At 68.9% G+C, this 14,445-nt stretch carries 13 protein-coding genes and 1 pseudogene; 6 read left to right on the top strand and 8 right to left on the bottom strand.

Annotated features, from left to right (window positions below):
• Positions 1 to 91: 91 nt before the first annotated feature.
• The 3 genes and pseudogenes from ABT092_RS27735 to eccE form a co-directional block, all read right to left on the bottom strand.
• Positions 92 to 271 (bottom strand): annotated as a pseudogene (locus ABT092_RS27735) (SCO5717 family growth-regulating ATPase); the annotation flags it as partial.
• A gap of 388 nt (positions 272 to 659) precedes the next feature.
• Positions 660 to 1,415: a hypothetical protein gene (locus tag ABT092_RS27730; RefSeq protein WP_351248619.1), complete on the bottom strand. Its 756-nt coding sequence runs from the start codon at positions 1,413 to 1,415 to the stop codon at positions 660 to 662.
• Positions 1,412 to 2,740 (bottom strand): type VII secretion protein EccE, encoded by a 1,329-nt coding sequence (eccE, locus tag ABT092_RS27725; protein WP_351248617.1) that lies wholly within the window; start codon positions 2,738 to 2,740, stop codon positions 1,412 to 1,414. The genes ABT092_RS27730 and eccE overlap by 4 nt, the downstream gene beginning before the upstream one ends.
• 286 nt (positions 2,741 to 3,026) lie before the next feature.
• On the opposite strand from eccE, the gene eccB reads away from it, so the two are divergent.
• The 3 genes from eccB to ABT092_RS27710 all read left to right on the top strand — a co-directional run bounded on the left by eccB (position 3,027) and on the right by ABT092_RS27710 (position 6,557).
• Positions 3,027 to 4,550, top strand: a complete 1,524-nt coding sequence (eccB, locus tag ABT092_RS27720; RefSeq protein ID WP_351248615.1) for a type VII secretion protein EccB — start codon at positions 3,027 to 3,029, stop codon at positions 4,548 to 4,550.
• 11 nt (positions 4,551 to 4,561) lie between these two features.
• The gene (mycP, locus tag ABT092_RS27715; RefSeq protein WP_502968517.1) at positions 4,562 to 5,809 is read left to right on the top strand and encodes a type VII secretion-associated serine protease mycosin; all 1,248 of its coding nucleotides are present in this window, start codon (positions 4,562 to 4,564) and stop codon (positions 5,807 to 5,809) included.
• A 286-nt stretch (positions 5,810 to 6,095) separates the two neighbouring features.
• On the top strand, positions 6,096 to 6,557 hold the full coding sequence (locus ABT092_RS27710; RefSeq protein WP_351248613.1) for a DUF2563 family protein: 462 nt from the start codon (positions 6,096 to 6,098) through the stop codon (positions 6,555 to 6,557).
• A gap of 37 nt (positions 6,558 to 6,594) precedes the next feature.
• Here the strand turns inward: ABT092_RS27710 and ABT092_RS27705 are convergent, their stop codons facing one another.
• The gene (locus ABT092_RS27705; RefSeq protein WP_351248611.1) at positions 6,595 to 6,924 is read right to left on the bottom strand and encodes a hypothetical protein; all 330 of its coding nucleotides are present in this window, start codon (positions 6,922 to 6,924) and stop codon (positions 6,595 to 6,597) included.
• 1,494 nt (positions 6,925 to 8,418) lie between these two features.
• Here ABT092_RS27705 and ABT092_RS27700 point away from each other — a divergent pair.
• The 3 genes from ABT092_RS27700 (at position 8,419) to ABT092_RS27690 (ending at position 10,403) form a co-directional block, all read left to right on the top strand.
• Positions 8,419 to 9,633, top strand: a complete 1,215-nt coding sequence (locus ABT092_RS27700) for a S8 family serine peptidase (RefSeq protein WP_351248609.1) — start codon at positions 8,419 to 8,421, stop codon at positions 9,631 to 9,633.
• 64 nt (positions 9,634 to 9,697) lie between these two features.
• The gene (locus ABT092_RS27695; protein WP_351248607.1) at positions 9,698 to 10,036 is read left to right on the top strand and encodes a WXG100 family type VII secretion target; all 339 of its coding nucleotides are present in this window, start codon (positions 9,698 to 9,700) and stop codon (positions 10,034 to 10,036) included.
• A 64-nt stretch (positions 10,037 to 10,100) separates the two neighbouring features.
• A complete protein-coding gene (locus ABT092_RS27690) occupies positions 10,101 to 10,403 on the top strand; it encodes a WXG100 family type VII secretion target (protein ID WP_351248605.1) in 303 nt (100 codons plus the stop codon).
• A 126-nt stretch (positions 10,404 to 10,529) separates the two neighbouring features.
• On the opposite strand, the gene ABT092_RS27685 is transcribed toward ABT092_RS27690, so the two are convergent.
• From ABT092_RS27685 to ABT092_RS27670, 4 genes are all read right to left on the bottom strand, one after another.
• Positions 10,530 to 10,859 (bottom strand): DUF397 domain-containing protein, encoded by a 330-nt coding sequence (locus tag ABT092_RS27685; protein WP_351248603.1) that lies wholly within the window; start codon positions 10,857 to 10,859, stop codon positions 10,530 to 10,532.
• An 87-nt stretch (positions 10,860 to 10,946) separates the two neighbouring features.
• Positions 10,947 to 11,579, bottom strand: a complete 633-nt coding sequence (locus ABT092_RS27680; protein WP_351248601.1) for a hypothetical protein — start codon at positions 11,577 to 11,579, stop codon at positions 10,947 to 10,949.
• 11 nt (positions 11,580 to 11,590) lie between these two features.
• Positions 11,591 to 13,885 carry a DUF6571 family protein gene (locus ABT092_RS27675; RefSeq protein ID WP_351248599.1) on the bottom strand — a complete coding sequence of 765 codons (2,295 nt, stop codon included), beginning with the start codon at positions 13,883 to 13,885 and terminating at the stop codon, positions 11,591 to 11,593.
• Entirely contained in the window at positions 13,885 to 14,427 is a 543-nt protein-coding gene (locus ABT092_RS27670) for a hypothetical protein (protein WP_351248597.1), read from the bottom strand. Before ABT092_RS27670 ends, ABT092_RS27675 begins: the two co-directional genes overlap by 1 nt.
• Positions 14,428 to 14,445 lie beyond the last annotated feature (18 nt).

The following is a 14,445-nucleotide window of genomic DNA, read 5'->3' as shown; positions in this document are numbered from 1 at the left end:
GTCCTCGTTCGACAGTCCCCTGCCCACCAAGGCCATCACCTCGCGTTCCCGATCGGTGAGCGAGGCCGACGAGACGGTCGCGGCCGATTCCCGGGCCCGGGGACGGGGACGGGTTTTCCCCCGCGCTCCCCGACGCGTTCTGCGTGTACCAGGCAGGAGGGGCGTAGTCGATGGTGAACTCGCCCGTCGTCTCCACGGCGGACTCGGCGTCGGACTGGTCGTCGTCGGGTGTGGCCCAGCCCCCGGGCTTCCCGTCCCGATCGCTGTTCACAATTCCTCCTGGTGTGGTCGAGCGCACTGCTAGCCGCGATGGTGGGGCACCGCTCCCGGACTCCGGTCGTACCCGCCGGCCAGCCGGTTCCGCCCCGGTCCACCAGCGACCGCTCGTGGGACCCAAGACGCGCCCGGTCCCAGCCTAATCACCCCGGCGGCCCGCACGGCAGAGCCGCCGGCCCCCGCCTTCCGCCCGAACCACCCACCGAACGCCCCGACACCGCGCCTCCCTCGTCGATACCCGGGCAAAGCGACCCAAGGCGGCGGAGGTTGACGGAGGATCACCCCGGGGCGGACCCGTACGACCCTCCCGAATCCCCCCAACCCGTCCGCCCCACGGGTGACCACCAGGAACACCCGTTCCGCGGAGCTCCCCGCGGAACGGGTCAGTCCATCCGGCGCGCCAACCCGAGCAGCCCCTCCTCGATGTCGGTCGGGCGCGTCATCACGTAGTGCCGGTCCCGGTCCGCGCACCACAGGGTGACCCCGTCCGCGAGCGTCGGCAGCGAGGCCACGTCCTCCCGGGGCAGCGCCAACACCCGACCGATCTCCGTCGCCTCGTCCGGCGACACCCGCTGCACCCCGACCAGCCGGGCCTGCCGCATCAACCTCGGTGCCACCGGGCTCAGGTACGGCAACAGGGTCACCACCGACTGCCAGGGCGCCGCGGCCACCCGACCGCGCGGCGGACGCATCCCGCAGTCCCGGACCACCACCACGGGAGAACCCGCCGACGCGCCCTGCGGCGGCACCTTCCCCACGTCGTGCAGGGTGACGCAGGGCACCGGCCCGCCGGCCGCCTGCGCGAGCCCCGTCCACGATTGCGCCCGCCCCGTCTCCACGGCCAACCGCGCCCCCGTGGCCGCGATCCGCAGCGCCAGCACCTGCGCCGTCCACAACCCGCCGATCAGCACCACGTCGTACGGCGTCGGACTGTTCACCCCCAGGACCGCGGGACGGTCCCCGGCGTCCACCCCGATCACCACGCCGTCATCGCCCACCGGCAGCGCCAACGCGTCGAACTGCTCCACCGGCAGGACGTGCCGCGGATGCCGGGGCCCCAACAGGCCCAGCCCCGTGCGCAGCCGCGCCCCCACCGACCGACCGCCCGACTCCGACCCGGGCGAGGACGCCGCCCTCATCGGGCACCCCCCAGGGGCAGCGTCGCCAGCATCCCGGGAACCTGCTCCCGGTCCAACCGCGCGAGCCCCACCCGAGCCTCCCGCGCGGCCTGCTCCAACCCCCGCCGGGCAGCGACCAGTTCACTGCTCGTCCGGCCGGTGACCCGCACGTGTCCCCGGACCCCCACGTGCCGGCCGTCCCCGTCCAGCGTCAGGCTGAACGTCGTCGCCAGCGCCGGAACCGCGGTGAGCCGCGCCACCAGGTCCGCCAACGAGCCCCGCTCGCCCCCCAGGTGCGGCCAGCGACGCACCCAGTACGAGGTGTGGTGGCTGTTGTCGCAACGCCAACTCCGGCTCGACTCCTCGGTACGCCGCTGCCCCGCCGCCTCCGCACGTCCCGCCTGCGCCGTCACCATTGGGTTCGCCCCCATCGACGTCGCCACCGCCGCCGTCAACTCCTCGTCCGTCAACACCGTCACCCGGAACCCGGCCCCCGTCAGCCGGCTCGACAGGTGCTCCGCCACCCGCGCCAGGCACTTCTGCGCCCCCACCAGCCCGCCACCGCGCGCCGCCACCGCCTCCGGACACGACTCGGCGTCCAACTTCAGGGCCACCCAGGTGATCCGCACCGCAGGCGAAGCCGCGCCGTTCTCCAAGCGCGCGTAGTTGGTGACCGCGATGGCCTCCTTCGGCAGGTGCAGCGCCGGCGCGGGCTGGGTGTGCACCACGACCTGCGCCGACTCCAAACCGATCCCGTCGACCACCAGGGCGTCCCGCACCAGACCCAACGGCAACGGCCGGCGGTCGCGCGCCGCCCGCAGCGCCGTCGCATCGGACTCGACCTGGAGCACCGCCGTCAGGAACCCGCCGTCCCCGACCATGCCGACCGGCCGCCGGTCCCGGTCGTCCCCCGGGGCGAAACGGTACGTCCGCAGGGTCGGATCGCACTCCGCCGCCGGCGCCAACCCCGGCTCGGTGCCCACCGGCACCGACCACGACGAGGCACGCCGTCGACGCGTCCGGAACTCCCACACCGTCGCCAGCCACTCCGGCAGCGGACGCCCCCGCCGACGCACCAGGGCGAGCGCCAACGACACCGACACGACGGGGGACACCAGCGCCAACGCCACCGGGCCGAGCACCCACCCCGCGACCCCCGCCGCGACGGCCACCTCGATCAACGCGAGCCGCTGCCACCGGAACGGCCGCCGCCCCGCGCCCCCGGCCGCGGGCGGCGTCCGGGAAGCGAACCGGGGCACCCCGCCCACGGCCGCCGCCGCGCCACCCGCCGCCCCCGAGCGGGACCGCGAACGACTCCGCGAACGGGTCCGCGTTGCGGAAACCATCACCTCAATGTCCCCCGAATCACTGCTAGCCCCGAAAAGTCCGTCACTCCCGACCCCTCCCGAAAACCGCGTCCGCATCAGGGTGGTTGAGGGGCCGCTCACCCTACCCGCCGCCCCCGAACCCGCGCGCACCAGGCATAGTAGGGGCCCGACCTGACAGCGTGTCGCCCTCCGCCCACGGGCCGCGACACCACACCCCGGCGGAGCGGACACAGGACGCACCACCCGCGCCCCGCACGCACGGCGGATCAGGACGGACGGCTACGACGGGGAGACGCACACACCGATGGCATCACGGCGCGACGAGCTCAACGCCCACACCTTTGCGAAGCGCCGCACCCTGGCGGCCTACCTCCAGCCCGCCTCGGGCGGCTCCGAGGAGGACGCCCCCCGCCCGCTGCGCGGCATCGTCCCCGGCATCATCGTCGGCGTGATCGTCCTCGCCGTCTTCGGCGCCTGGGGCATGTTCAAACCCACCGCCCCCGCCAACTGGGCCGAGCCCTACAAGAACGTCATCATCGCCAGCGACTCCACCACCCGCTACGTCGCCCTGAAGACGGACGGCAAGCGCCAACTGCACCCCGTCCTCAACATGGCCTCCGCCAAACTCCTCCTCGAACCCGGCCAGGGCAAGGTCATCAGCGTCGCCGAATCCGTCATCGACAAGGGCGACATCCCCCACGGCGTCACCCTCGGCATCCCCTACGCCCCCGACCGGCTCCCCCCGTCGAAGGAAGCCGACCGGCCCAAGCGCTGGGCCGTCTGCGAACGCCCCGGCCAGGGCGGCCGGACCATCCAGACCGCCGCATTCGTCCTCGCCCCCCGCGAGGAGCGACTGACCGACGGCCCCGAGCGGCTGCGCGGCGGCGACCTCATGTACGTCAGCGGGCCCGACCGCACCCGCTACGTCGTCGACCGCAGCGGCACCAAGTACCCCGTCCCCGCCGACGACGAGCTCCTGTTGCGCACCCTGGACACCTCCGGCCGCGCACCCCAACGCGTCTCCCGGGAATGGCTCGCCACCCTCCACACCGGCGACCCCGTCGCCTTCCCCGAGGTCGACGGCCCCGTCGGCGACCCCGCAGGCGCCCCCGGCAGCCTCGACGAGGCCACCAACAGGGTCGGCACCGTCCTGCGCGCCCCCCAGGGCGACAGCACCCAGCACTACCTCGTCCTGACCGGCAAGGTCGTCCCCGTCTCCGACTTCACCGCCAAGCTCCTGCTCAGCAGCCGCCAACTCGACGGCCTCGGACAGGCCGGCCGACCCCGCGACGTCGGACCCGCCTCCTTCACCCCCGAAGGCCCCCACTTCGCCGGCGAACACGACTGGCCCGCCCACGCCCCGCGCACCGTCAACGCCCCCGACCGCAGCGGCGGACGCGACACCGTCTGCAACGTCCTGCGCCAGGTCGACCCGGACCAGGGCACCACCACCCTCAGCACCTGGGCCGGCACCGACTACCCCGCCCCGCTGCCCACCGGCTCCTCCAGCGCCTACGTCACCCCCGGCTCCGGACAACTCTTCCGCCAGGTCACCGGCGCCCAGACCAAGACCGGCGGCATCTTCCTGGTCACCGACACCGGGCTGCGCTACGCCCTCCAGAGCAACAGCGACAGCGCCTCCGACGACGCGGGCATCGGCACCTCCGCCGCCCGCCGCAAGGCGCAACTCCAGGAAGCCCAGCGCGCCCAGGCGTGCCTCGGCTACGCCAAGGCCGAGCCCACCCCGATCCCCGCCGCCTGGTCCGCCCTGCTGCCCACCGGCCCCCGACTCTCCACCACCGCGGCCCGCCAGCCGCAGGGCTCGTGACGGGAGCCGCCGTGCCCACCACCCTCCGCTGCGGCGTCCGGGCCCGCGCCCTGACCGCCGCCCTCGCCCTCACCGCCACCGCGCTGATCCTGCCCGCCGCCCCGCCCGCCACCGCGGACACCGGGCAGTGCACCTTCCCCGCCGAGCCCTACCGGGGCCGCCCCTGGGCCCTGCAACGCGTCCTCCTCGACGAGCTGTGGAACGAGTCCACCGGCAAGGGCGTCAACGTCGCCGTCATCGACACCGGCGTCGACACCAAGCACCCCCAACTCGCCGGCGCCGTCGACAAGTCCAAGGGCCGCAACACCCTGCCCGCCAAACCCGAGAACGACGAGGGCGACCCCGTCCCCCGCGGCAAGGCGGACGGCACCGGCGACACCGTCGGCCACGGCACCCGGGTCGCCGGCATCATCGCGGCCCGCCCCGCCGAGGGCACCGGCTTCGTCGGCCTGGCCCCCGCCGCCCGCATCATCCCCGTCCACCAGAACGACGCGCACGGCAACGGCACCGCCGACACCCTCGCCACCTCGATCCGCCACGCCGTCGATGCCGGCGCCCACGTCATCAACATCTCCCAGGACACCGCCAACGCCGTCAAACCCACCTCCGCCCTGCAACAGGAGATCGACCACGCCCTCGACCGGGACGTCGTGGTCGTCGCCTCCGCCGGCAACGACGGCCTCGGCGGCAACGTCAAGAAGACCTACCCCGCCTCCTTCCGGGGGGTCCTCGCCGTCGCCGCCTCCGACCGCAACAACGAACGGGCCGCCTTCTCCCAGTCCGGCGACTTCGTCGGCGTGGCCGCACCCGGCGTCGACATGGTCTCCACCGTCCCCGGCGGCGGACACTGCGTCGACAACGGCACCAGCTTCGCCGCCCCGTACGTCGCTGCGGTCGCCGCCCTGCTGCGCGCCAAACACCCCGACTGGACGGGCCGGGAGATCGTCGCCCAGATCGAGCAGACCGCGGAACGTTCGGTCGCCGGCCACGACCGCCTCGTCGGCTGGGGCGTCGTCGACCCCGTGCGCGCCCTCACCGAGGACGAACGCCGCATCGACGAACCCGTCGCCGACGAGGGCCTCAGCCGCGCCCAGGCCCCTGCCGTCCCCGAGTTCGACCTCGGCGAATCGGCCGCCGAACGCGACGCCCGCCTCGCCACGTACGTGGCGGTCGCGGCCGTCGTCCTGGCCGCGGCGCTCGGCGGCACCGCCCTCGCCCTGCGGGACGCGGCCCGCCGCCGCGGCGGCCGTCGCACCTGACCGACGGCGTTGCCGGGCGCGCCTCCTGAGTACCTATACCCATGCGACCGTCGGTGGTGCTCAGTAAGCTGAGCGCACACGCGACGCGCCCACCACACCCACGGCCCTGCACACCCGGGCAAACAGGACGACTCCCAACTAAGGGTCGAAGACCAGTTGTTGATGCGGTACGGGGCCTGGCTATGGTGAATGCGCGCAAACGACCCGCCCGTGCACGCCCGTCCCCGGAACCGACCGGACGGGCCCACGGGAATCGGGGCCACGGGGAAACGGGGAAGGACACGGAATGGGGCTTCCGGACAGCACGGGCCGCGCCTCGTACATGGGGGCCATGGGGAGCACGGACCTCCGACGCGGCGTCGAGGCGCTGAAGACGTTCAAGAAGAGCATCGACCAAGTCCTCTCGGACTTCGAGGGATCGGCCGGCGGCACGTCCAAGGTCGGCTCCCAACGGGTCTCCAGGACCTCCCTCAGCAGCGGGAGCACGCCCTTCGCCGAAGCGGACGGCCTGTTCGCCCAGTACCACCGCGTCCACCAACGCCTCACCGAACTCTCCAAGTCCCTCGGCGAACAGATCGAGGCCATGGGCATCGCCGTGCACGGCGCCGACGTCGGCTTCGACAACGTCGACGAGGACATGCGCCGGCGGTTCTGGGCGATCCGGGCGGACACCCGCGAGGGGCAGGACCGGTACGACTCGGGCAATGATGCGAAGTTCAAGGGCGACGAGCTCGAAGCGGAGTGGTGATCATGGCTGGTGACAACAGGCAGGGCACACCAGATGCTCAGGACCTGAGCCGGGCGACCGGACAGAACAGCAACATCGACCGGGTCGTGGCCGTGTCGCAGTTGCTCGAAAACTCGATCTTCTTCAACGCCCCGAGCATCAGACCCGGCCGCACCGACTTCGAGTCACGTCGTCTCAACGACATGGTCGACCTGGTGGAGAACGCCAACCCCGCCGAGCTGGAGAACGCCGGAACGGCCCTGTGGAACGCCCGGGACGCCATCAAGGAGGCCGCCGAGCAGCTCAAGGGCCACATCGCCCAGCCCGACTGGGAGGGCGAGGCGAGCGAGGCGTTCCGCAAGTGGGGCGAGGGGCTCGTCTCGGACACCCTGAAGCTCGCCGACTTCGCGGACGCCGCCGCCACTCAGATCACCGCCGCTGGCGCGGGCCTGGCCTCCGTCCGCAGTGCCATGCCGCCGCGGGACCTACGTGCCACCCCTAAGGACGTCAAGGACTTCCCCGAGGACAAGCGAGGCGCGGACAACCCGGAGTACACGGCGGCGGTCAAGGCCGAGAAGGACCGCCAGGAGGCCATCAACCAGATGAACCGACTGGCGTCGTTCTACGCGGTGTCGGGGGAGGTGCTGTCGCAACAGGAGGGGCCGGTGTTCAAGTCGGTGCCGAACGTGGGGGTGCCGAAGCCGAGCGAGGGGAGGCGAGTCGATCCCGGTGCTGAATCGGGTGGAGTTCCCCTTGGGCAGGCTGGGCAACCCGCACCAGTGCCCGCTCGGGGAGTGGCGGGCGGGCATGAAGTGCCCGCACAGACGCTGCCGGGCGTCCCAGGTGCCGAGGGAGGCCCCTCGACCGGTTCGCCGGCATCTGTTACGGCCCCGGTGGCAGGGCCCGCAGCGCCATCCGCTCAACTACCACCGGTGTCCTCTCCGGCCACCGAGATCGCCAGCGTGGGTACGGTGCCGGCTCAGGCGTCCCCGACTGTGCCGAGCACCCCGGCCGTGTCGTCTCCTGCGCCTCCGAACGTCGGTCTCCCGTCGTCCCCGCCCGTGCTGAACCCAGTGGTGGGGGCTGCCGGCGCGGCCCGCCCTAGCGCGCCGACCGATGGAGGTCGCTCCATCGCGAGTGGTGGGTCCGCGCGGCAGGGTTCTGTCGCCGGGACGGGGCACGTGCCAGCGGCTGCCCAGGGTCAATCCACGCCACCCGTGCGAGGAGCACAACCACTGGTTGGTGGACCGGGAACACAGGCGCCAATGGCGGGTCGGCCCGTCACAGGTGGGCAGTCACCAGGTGCCCAGAGTGCTGCTGGCCGTATAGGGCCAGCAGCAGGGGCCCCTGCATCAGGGATCGTCGGAGGCCGGCCGGGTGCAACTGGCACGGGTGGACGCCAGCCGATGGGGGGGCGCACGCCTCAAGGGGCCGTCATCGGCGGACAGGCCACGACACAAGGTCAACACCAGGCCATGGGGCCTCAAGGCGCTCCTGTCGCTCAACGTGGCACGGCAAGCACACCCGTGGCAGGCGCTGGCCGGCGTCACCCGGCTGGGCGTTCGGACGCGATACGAGCTGGTGGGGTGGTCGGGCTACCTCTGCCGCAGACCGGCCAGCGTGGCACGCGAAGTGGGTTTACTCCGGGCGGTACGGGCTTGGTCCGGCCGGCTGGCCGGGCGCGAGCCGTGAACGACGACGACGCCTCCGAGTCAAAGCCGTCCGATCATGACAGTCATTCTTCGGAGGAAGGCTCGAAGCCGTAGCAGAGCCAAATCCACCAACCCCCAACGAGGACAGAGAGTTCATGAGGACACGGTTCAGTCGGCGCGCTGTGAGGGTCGGCGTACGGGGTGTAGTGAATTACCGACGAGCAGTTTGTGTGAGCGCGGCACTGGGCATCCTAACCGTCGGTTTTTCTTCCCAATCTCACGCCAATGACGTGCAGTCTCAACAGTGGTACCTGGATTCGATGCGTGCAGAGGAAATGTGGGAAGTCAGCACGGGTGAAGGGGTCAAAGTCGCTGTCATTGATACGGGGGTAAACCCTGATGCCCCCTCATTGAAGGGAAAGGTGCTGGTTGATGAAGTTCCGGCATCCGTTTCTTACGGGGCTACGAAGGATTATGACGGCCACGGCACGTCGATGGCAGAGTTGATCGTGGGTAGTGGGAGCGGAGGGCTCAAGGGTCTTGCGCCTGGCGCTCGTGTCATCCCCATTCGTGCTGACCTGGAAGACCTGAAGGAAAAGACGGAAAAAGAGAAAACGGCATCGGTTGGTGAGGGCATCCGCGCCGCAGCAGACACGGATGTGAAGATCATTAATCTGTCGGTCGGGTCGGAGTTTACCTACAATGAACTTGAGGAAGCGGTAGATTACGCCGTCCGAAAAGGGAAACTTCTTTTTGGGGCTATCGGCAATGCCGGCAATAATGTGAAGGGGAACGACTATCCGGGGGCTTATCTTGAGGTAGTTGGAATTTCTGCCGCCGATAAGACTGGAAAAGTTGGCAAGTTCTCTCAGCAGGGAGATTTTGTCGACCTGGCATCTCCTGGCGTTAATGTGCCAACTTGGTGTGATGAAAATTTCGCACGCTATTGTCAAGGTGGGGGAACGAGTCAGGCCACAGCCATCGCTTCGGCCTCGGCGGCGCTTGTCTGGGCGGCACATCCCGACTGGACCGCGAATCAAGTACTTCGCACGCTGATCGACACGGCTGGGCGTGATTGGAAGAAGGAAGAGGGGCGGAGCGTATTTTTCGGAAATGGATTGATCCGCCCCCGTAAGGTGCTGGAGAACCCCAACATCGATCCAGGGCCGCCCGACATCAACCCCATTACCAAAAGGAAGGACGGGAGGACTTCCTTGTCGGACTGGGTCGACCCCGATCCGGAACCGTCGAAAACCGAATCCGGCAAGCCCACCCAGGATCCGGCCAAGGACGCCAACGAGCCGAAGTCCGAACCCACCAAGCCCACCGCAGCCGTGCCGGACGACGAAGGGGTGAACGTCCTGGCGATTCTCGGTGGGGTAGCCGGCGTGGCAGTGCTCGGAGCCGGGGTCTTCGTCCTCCTCCGCAAGCGACGCAACGCCTGATCCGCCCCCGAACACCACTGATCCATCCCCGTTCCTGTACGCCTCCGAAGAAGGGAACCGCAACATGTCCCAGGGCCAGCGGCTATCGAATTCCGAGCTGATCAAGCTCGAACAGGATATCGCCACCCGTTTCGAGAACATCAAGGGTCAACTCCACCGCCTCCAGGGCACGATCGACAGCCTCGAAGGTCAGTGGAAGGGCATCGGTGCCGGTGCCTTCAACACCAAGCAGCACGAGATCAACACCTCGATGGTGCGCATCGGCAACATCCTGGTGAAGTTCCTCGACGCCATGAGCGCGAGCCGCAACATCAAGGACGGCAGCGAAGAAGACGTGCGCGCGGCCGTGCAGAGCATCAACGTGAACGCCGGGGCACCCAGGTCGAGCCTCAGCGGCTACTGACCCGGAGCCGGTAGAGAACCCGTTCACCGCGATACCGATCACTCACCGAGGGGGACCCACAGTCATGTCCACGGGAAACTACGACGAACTCGTCGTCAAGTACGGCGGTCTGGACGCCACCGCCACCGAGCTGGCCAACCAGGCGAAGAAGCTCGAAGAGGACCTCGCCAGCATCAAGCGGGCGGTGGCCACCGTCGCCGCGGGCTGGGAGGGCGAGGCCCACACCATGTACACGCAGGAGCAGGCGAAGTGGGACCGGGAGGCCGAGGACATCCACCAGGCGCTGGTCGCGATCGGTCAGGTCGTCGCCCGCGCGGGCGGTGACTACATGGGCGGCGACAAGAAGGCCGCCAGCTACTTCCTGTAGGGGATCGACCGGTGCGGGGATGACGATCCGCACGGGGGACGACGGCCGGGGTGGGCACGCGCGGGAGGCGTCCACCCCGGCCGTCGCCATGCGGTACCCGCGGAGGGTGATTTACTGCTGGGCCGTCTACTCGCCGGCCGCGCCACCGTCCTGGTCGCTGGGCTCCAGGTCGAACTCGCCGTCCCGGGCCCCCAGGACGAACGCGTGCCACTCGGCGTCCGTGTACCGGAGCACCGTCTCCTTGTCGAGCGAGGAGCGCATCCCCACGCCGCCGCCGGGGAGGTAGGCGATCTCCACCCGCTCCTCGTCCTCTTCGGTGCCGGGGGCCCCCAGCCATTCGACACCGGAGATGTCCAACGAGTACAGCTCGTCCTTCTCCCGCTCCTTGCGGGCCCGCATCTCCTCTTCGGACTCCACGGGCTCCGTCGCGCCCATGGTTTCCCGACCCTCGGTCATGCTGTGATCCCTCTCCTTGTCGTCATGGGCCGACCGACCCATGTTCCTTTTACTCTAGCCCTGTTGAGCGATCTCTATGGCCTGCAGCTAGAGCTTCGAAGGAAGGTCGCACTTCATCTCCTTGTGAGCGTGGGCTGCAGAGCTTCGCAGGATGTCGATCAGGGCCTTTCGGGTTTTTTCTGCGCCGGCATCACTTCCATTTGTAAGGGAGATGGAGATGTGGATGTTCTCCTGAGGGTTAGGCGTTCGCTTGTTGGCGAAGCATGGTATTTGGATTCCTGCCCCTCGGCTCGATGCAGCAGCATCGTCTCCAGCCTTGAAAGAAGTTAGACTTTCGCGTTTGACTTCCTCATTGAAATCTCCTTTGAGCCAGGCGAGCCATTCATCTGACTTCAGCTTGGGAATGACCCTTCCGCCGAGCGTCATCTCGGATCTGTCAGAACTGGTAGAAGCGAGGCAGAGCAGGCGGATGCTCCGCTGAGTTCGATTGGGGATCGACTTGTCCCAGAAGGAGTACTCTTGACCCTTCGGAAGTACGATTTTCAATGCAGGAAGAACTTCGGGGGAGTCTCCGAGGGAGGTGCATACTTCATCGGCTTGTATGGAGGTTGAGGTGTGGAAGGGTGGAGTTTTGGTGGCGTATGCGAAAAATGTGATCAGAGCAAGTCCGGCGGTCATGGCGGCCGCGCTCAGGGCGTGTTTCTTTCGCGATTCCTTCATATTTCCTCTCGCTACTTCATGCCCGTGGGCTTCCCTAGACCTTCTAGATGCCTTTTGACGTTGTCTTGGGCGCTGCCGAATCCTTTCTCGGCGGCGCTCACGGCACTCACCTCGATATGGGGCGAGCGGTTACCCGCCGCTTCGCCTGCACCCCTGGCAGCCATCTCGATGGTCTTGTAAGTGGATTGCTCGGTCTCGTCCAGTTGCTCCCCCCTCCGGAAGACGGCTTGATCCGTACTGTCTCGCAGCGACCCTTGAGAAATTCCTGAAAGAAGCTCGTTCGTGATGCCTCCGGCCAGACCTCCGACGGCGATTCCCGCAGGGCCGGCAATGTAGCTCGCGCCGATGCCGATGCCGATCGATACGCCGGTGGTGGCCCATGCCTTCGTCTTGTCGATCGCGCTGTTGAACTGGGCGTCCTTCGCGCCTGCGGCGTCCTCGGAGGCGTAGGCCCGGCCGGCGCTGGTGGTCCCCTGGATCTCTCCTGCGGTCGAAGCCACCGCTTCGATGCTGGTCTTGAGTTTCTCCATGTCCTTGAAGTTCGCATCGTTGACATGGGCGTCGGGGTTCCTGAAGTGGTACTCCATGATGTTGGCGGTGTAGCTCTGCTGCCCGGCCAGCACGGACGCGTACCCTTCCGGCACCTGCCCCAGGCTGTACAGGACGCGAGTGAGATCCTGTTGGCTCAACGACGCTGCCGTGCCGGCGACGGGGTACAGACCGGGGTCGGAGCTCTGGCCGGGGCCGAGTCCTCGATGGACGTCCGGCATGTACTCAGCCATCATCTGCCCCACGCTGTCGGCCGTGTACCGGTGGTCGAGCAGACGCTTCGGTTCCTCGGAGAGGGAACTCACGACCTGCTCCATGAGCTTGGCCTGTTCCTTCGTGTGCGGGGGAGTGTCGGCCGTGGGTAGTTCCCCGGCGGGGTGCCCGGTCACGGCGGCTTCCAGGGCCTGGGCCATCGTGTCCCGCCCCGCCGTGCTGGACTTCCCGGCGTCGTCGACGTCGTGCGGCCAGTCCCGGGTCTCGAAGAAGTAGTCGAAGTTGCTGACCGACGTCCCCTTGCCGGCCTCCGACGCGGTCTGGAAGGTGTCGCCGAAGAACGAGGTCGCCGCGTCCGGGCTGTTGGCGAGGGCCTTCATGAAACCGGTGAAGGGGTCGGCGCCCGCGTCCGTGCCGGTGTGGTTGAGCCGTGGGTCATGGCCCAGGTGCTGCCACAGGTGCGGTGCTTTGCCGTCCTCGCCGTGCTTCTTCTCGAACGCGACGAGACGCTCCCCGTACTGTTGCAGGAACCGGTCGTCGTAGTCGCCCGAGCGCATCAGGCTGCTCATGACCTGGAATCCCTGGTGGAAGCCCTGCCGACCGCCCACGGGCTGGTCACCGAGTTGGAGCATGTCCCGCTTCCAGTCGGTCATGGCCGCACTGTCGCTCTGGGTGGCGTTCGCCAGGGTCATGCCGAGGTACTGCTGGAGGTCACCGAAACGCTTCTCGCGCTCCCGCGCGAGGGCGGGGTTCGGGTCCGAGGGAGTGGTGATCCCGTGTTCGGGGGCGTTGACCCCGGCCCAGAACTCCAACGTGCCCTTCGCACCCAGCTCCGCTGCGAACCGTGCGGCGAACAGTTCGTCACCGTGGTACCGCTTGAGCCCCGCGGAGAGACGGTCGAGGTCCCCGTTGCTCAGGCTCCCCGGCTCCCGCGCGGCCAGTCGGGCCAGTGCATCGGCCTCTCGTACCGCCTTCGCCGCCGAGTCCCGGTCGCCGTAGGAGGCCCCTGAGAAGCCGTGCTTGCTCTGGTTCACCAGGGCCCGCAGCACCTCACCTGCCGAGTCGTCGCTGCGGGTGGCAGCCTCCAGGATGTCCTGGACCTCGTCCCGCAGGCGTGTCACCTCCGCCTCCCCGTGGTCCGGTGGAGTGCTGCCGCGGCCCGCGCGGTCCGGATGGACGCGCATGGTCACGGTGAAGCCGCCACCGCCGGTCTGGGTGACGGTGAGGTTGTTCTTGGCACCCCGCTCGATCGCGTCCTTCAGCTTCCTTTGCTGAGAGCGGAGTTCGCCGGCAGTGTCCCGCAGGATGTTCCGGATCGACGACGCCTGGGTGCGCGCATCCGCGAACTCACCCGCCGTCTTGCCGACGAACTGACGTGACACGGTGGCGTTGATGCCGGACCAGTCCGCCCTGTTGGCCTGTGCCTGGAGCCCGTTCCGCGCGTCCTTCTCCAGTGACGTGAGATTGCGAACCAGACGGGACCAGTCGTCGACGGCCGAGTCGAGGGCGTCGAACCCGGCGTTGTAGAGCGCATCGAAGTCCATCAGCCGGACTGCCCCTCACCCGTGTCCTGCTGGTCGTTCCCCGCGTCCTTCTTCGGTTCGTAGACGGGGTTGGGTTCGCCCGGCCTGCCCACCCGCTCGTCGAAGCCCTGGTCCAGCAGGCGGATGCCGCTCAGCCGCCCCCGGATCTCCTGGTCGTCGTTCCGATGCACCCGTTCGGTGAACTCCAGGTGGTTGGAGATGTGCGCGCAGGCGTCCCGCAGGGACGTGACCTGCTCCTCCCAACGGGTGGAGACGTGCTGGAGGGCGCCACCGAGGGCGAACCCCTGGCCCTTCAGCGTCCCGCCCACCCGCTCGCTGCTGTCGACCGGCTCCCGTCCCTCCCGCCACAGCCGCTCGCGTAACCGGAACGCACGGTCCCCGATCTTCGCCAGATCGGTCTGGGTCACCTTGAGCACGGGCCCCGGACTCCCACCGTCCAGGGGGGCGCCCTCCGGGTCACCTGGTACGTGGTTGACCTGCATCGCCACCGAACGCCGATCTGCGACGTCCGCCTTCAACTGCTCCCATTCGCTCCAGCTCATGGAGCGCCCCCTTCCTCT

The sequence above is a fragment of the Streptomyces sp. NPDC002490 genome (genome assembly GCF_040296045.1).
In the GTDB taxonomy this organism is placed as follows: Bacteria; Actinomycetota; Actinomycetes; order Streptomycetales; family Streptomycetaceae; genus Streptomyces.
The sequence above is the reverse complement of the archived record's forward strand: the minus strand, read 5'-3'. Positions and strand labels throughout refer to the sequence as shown.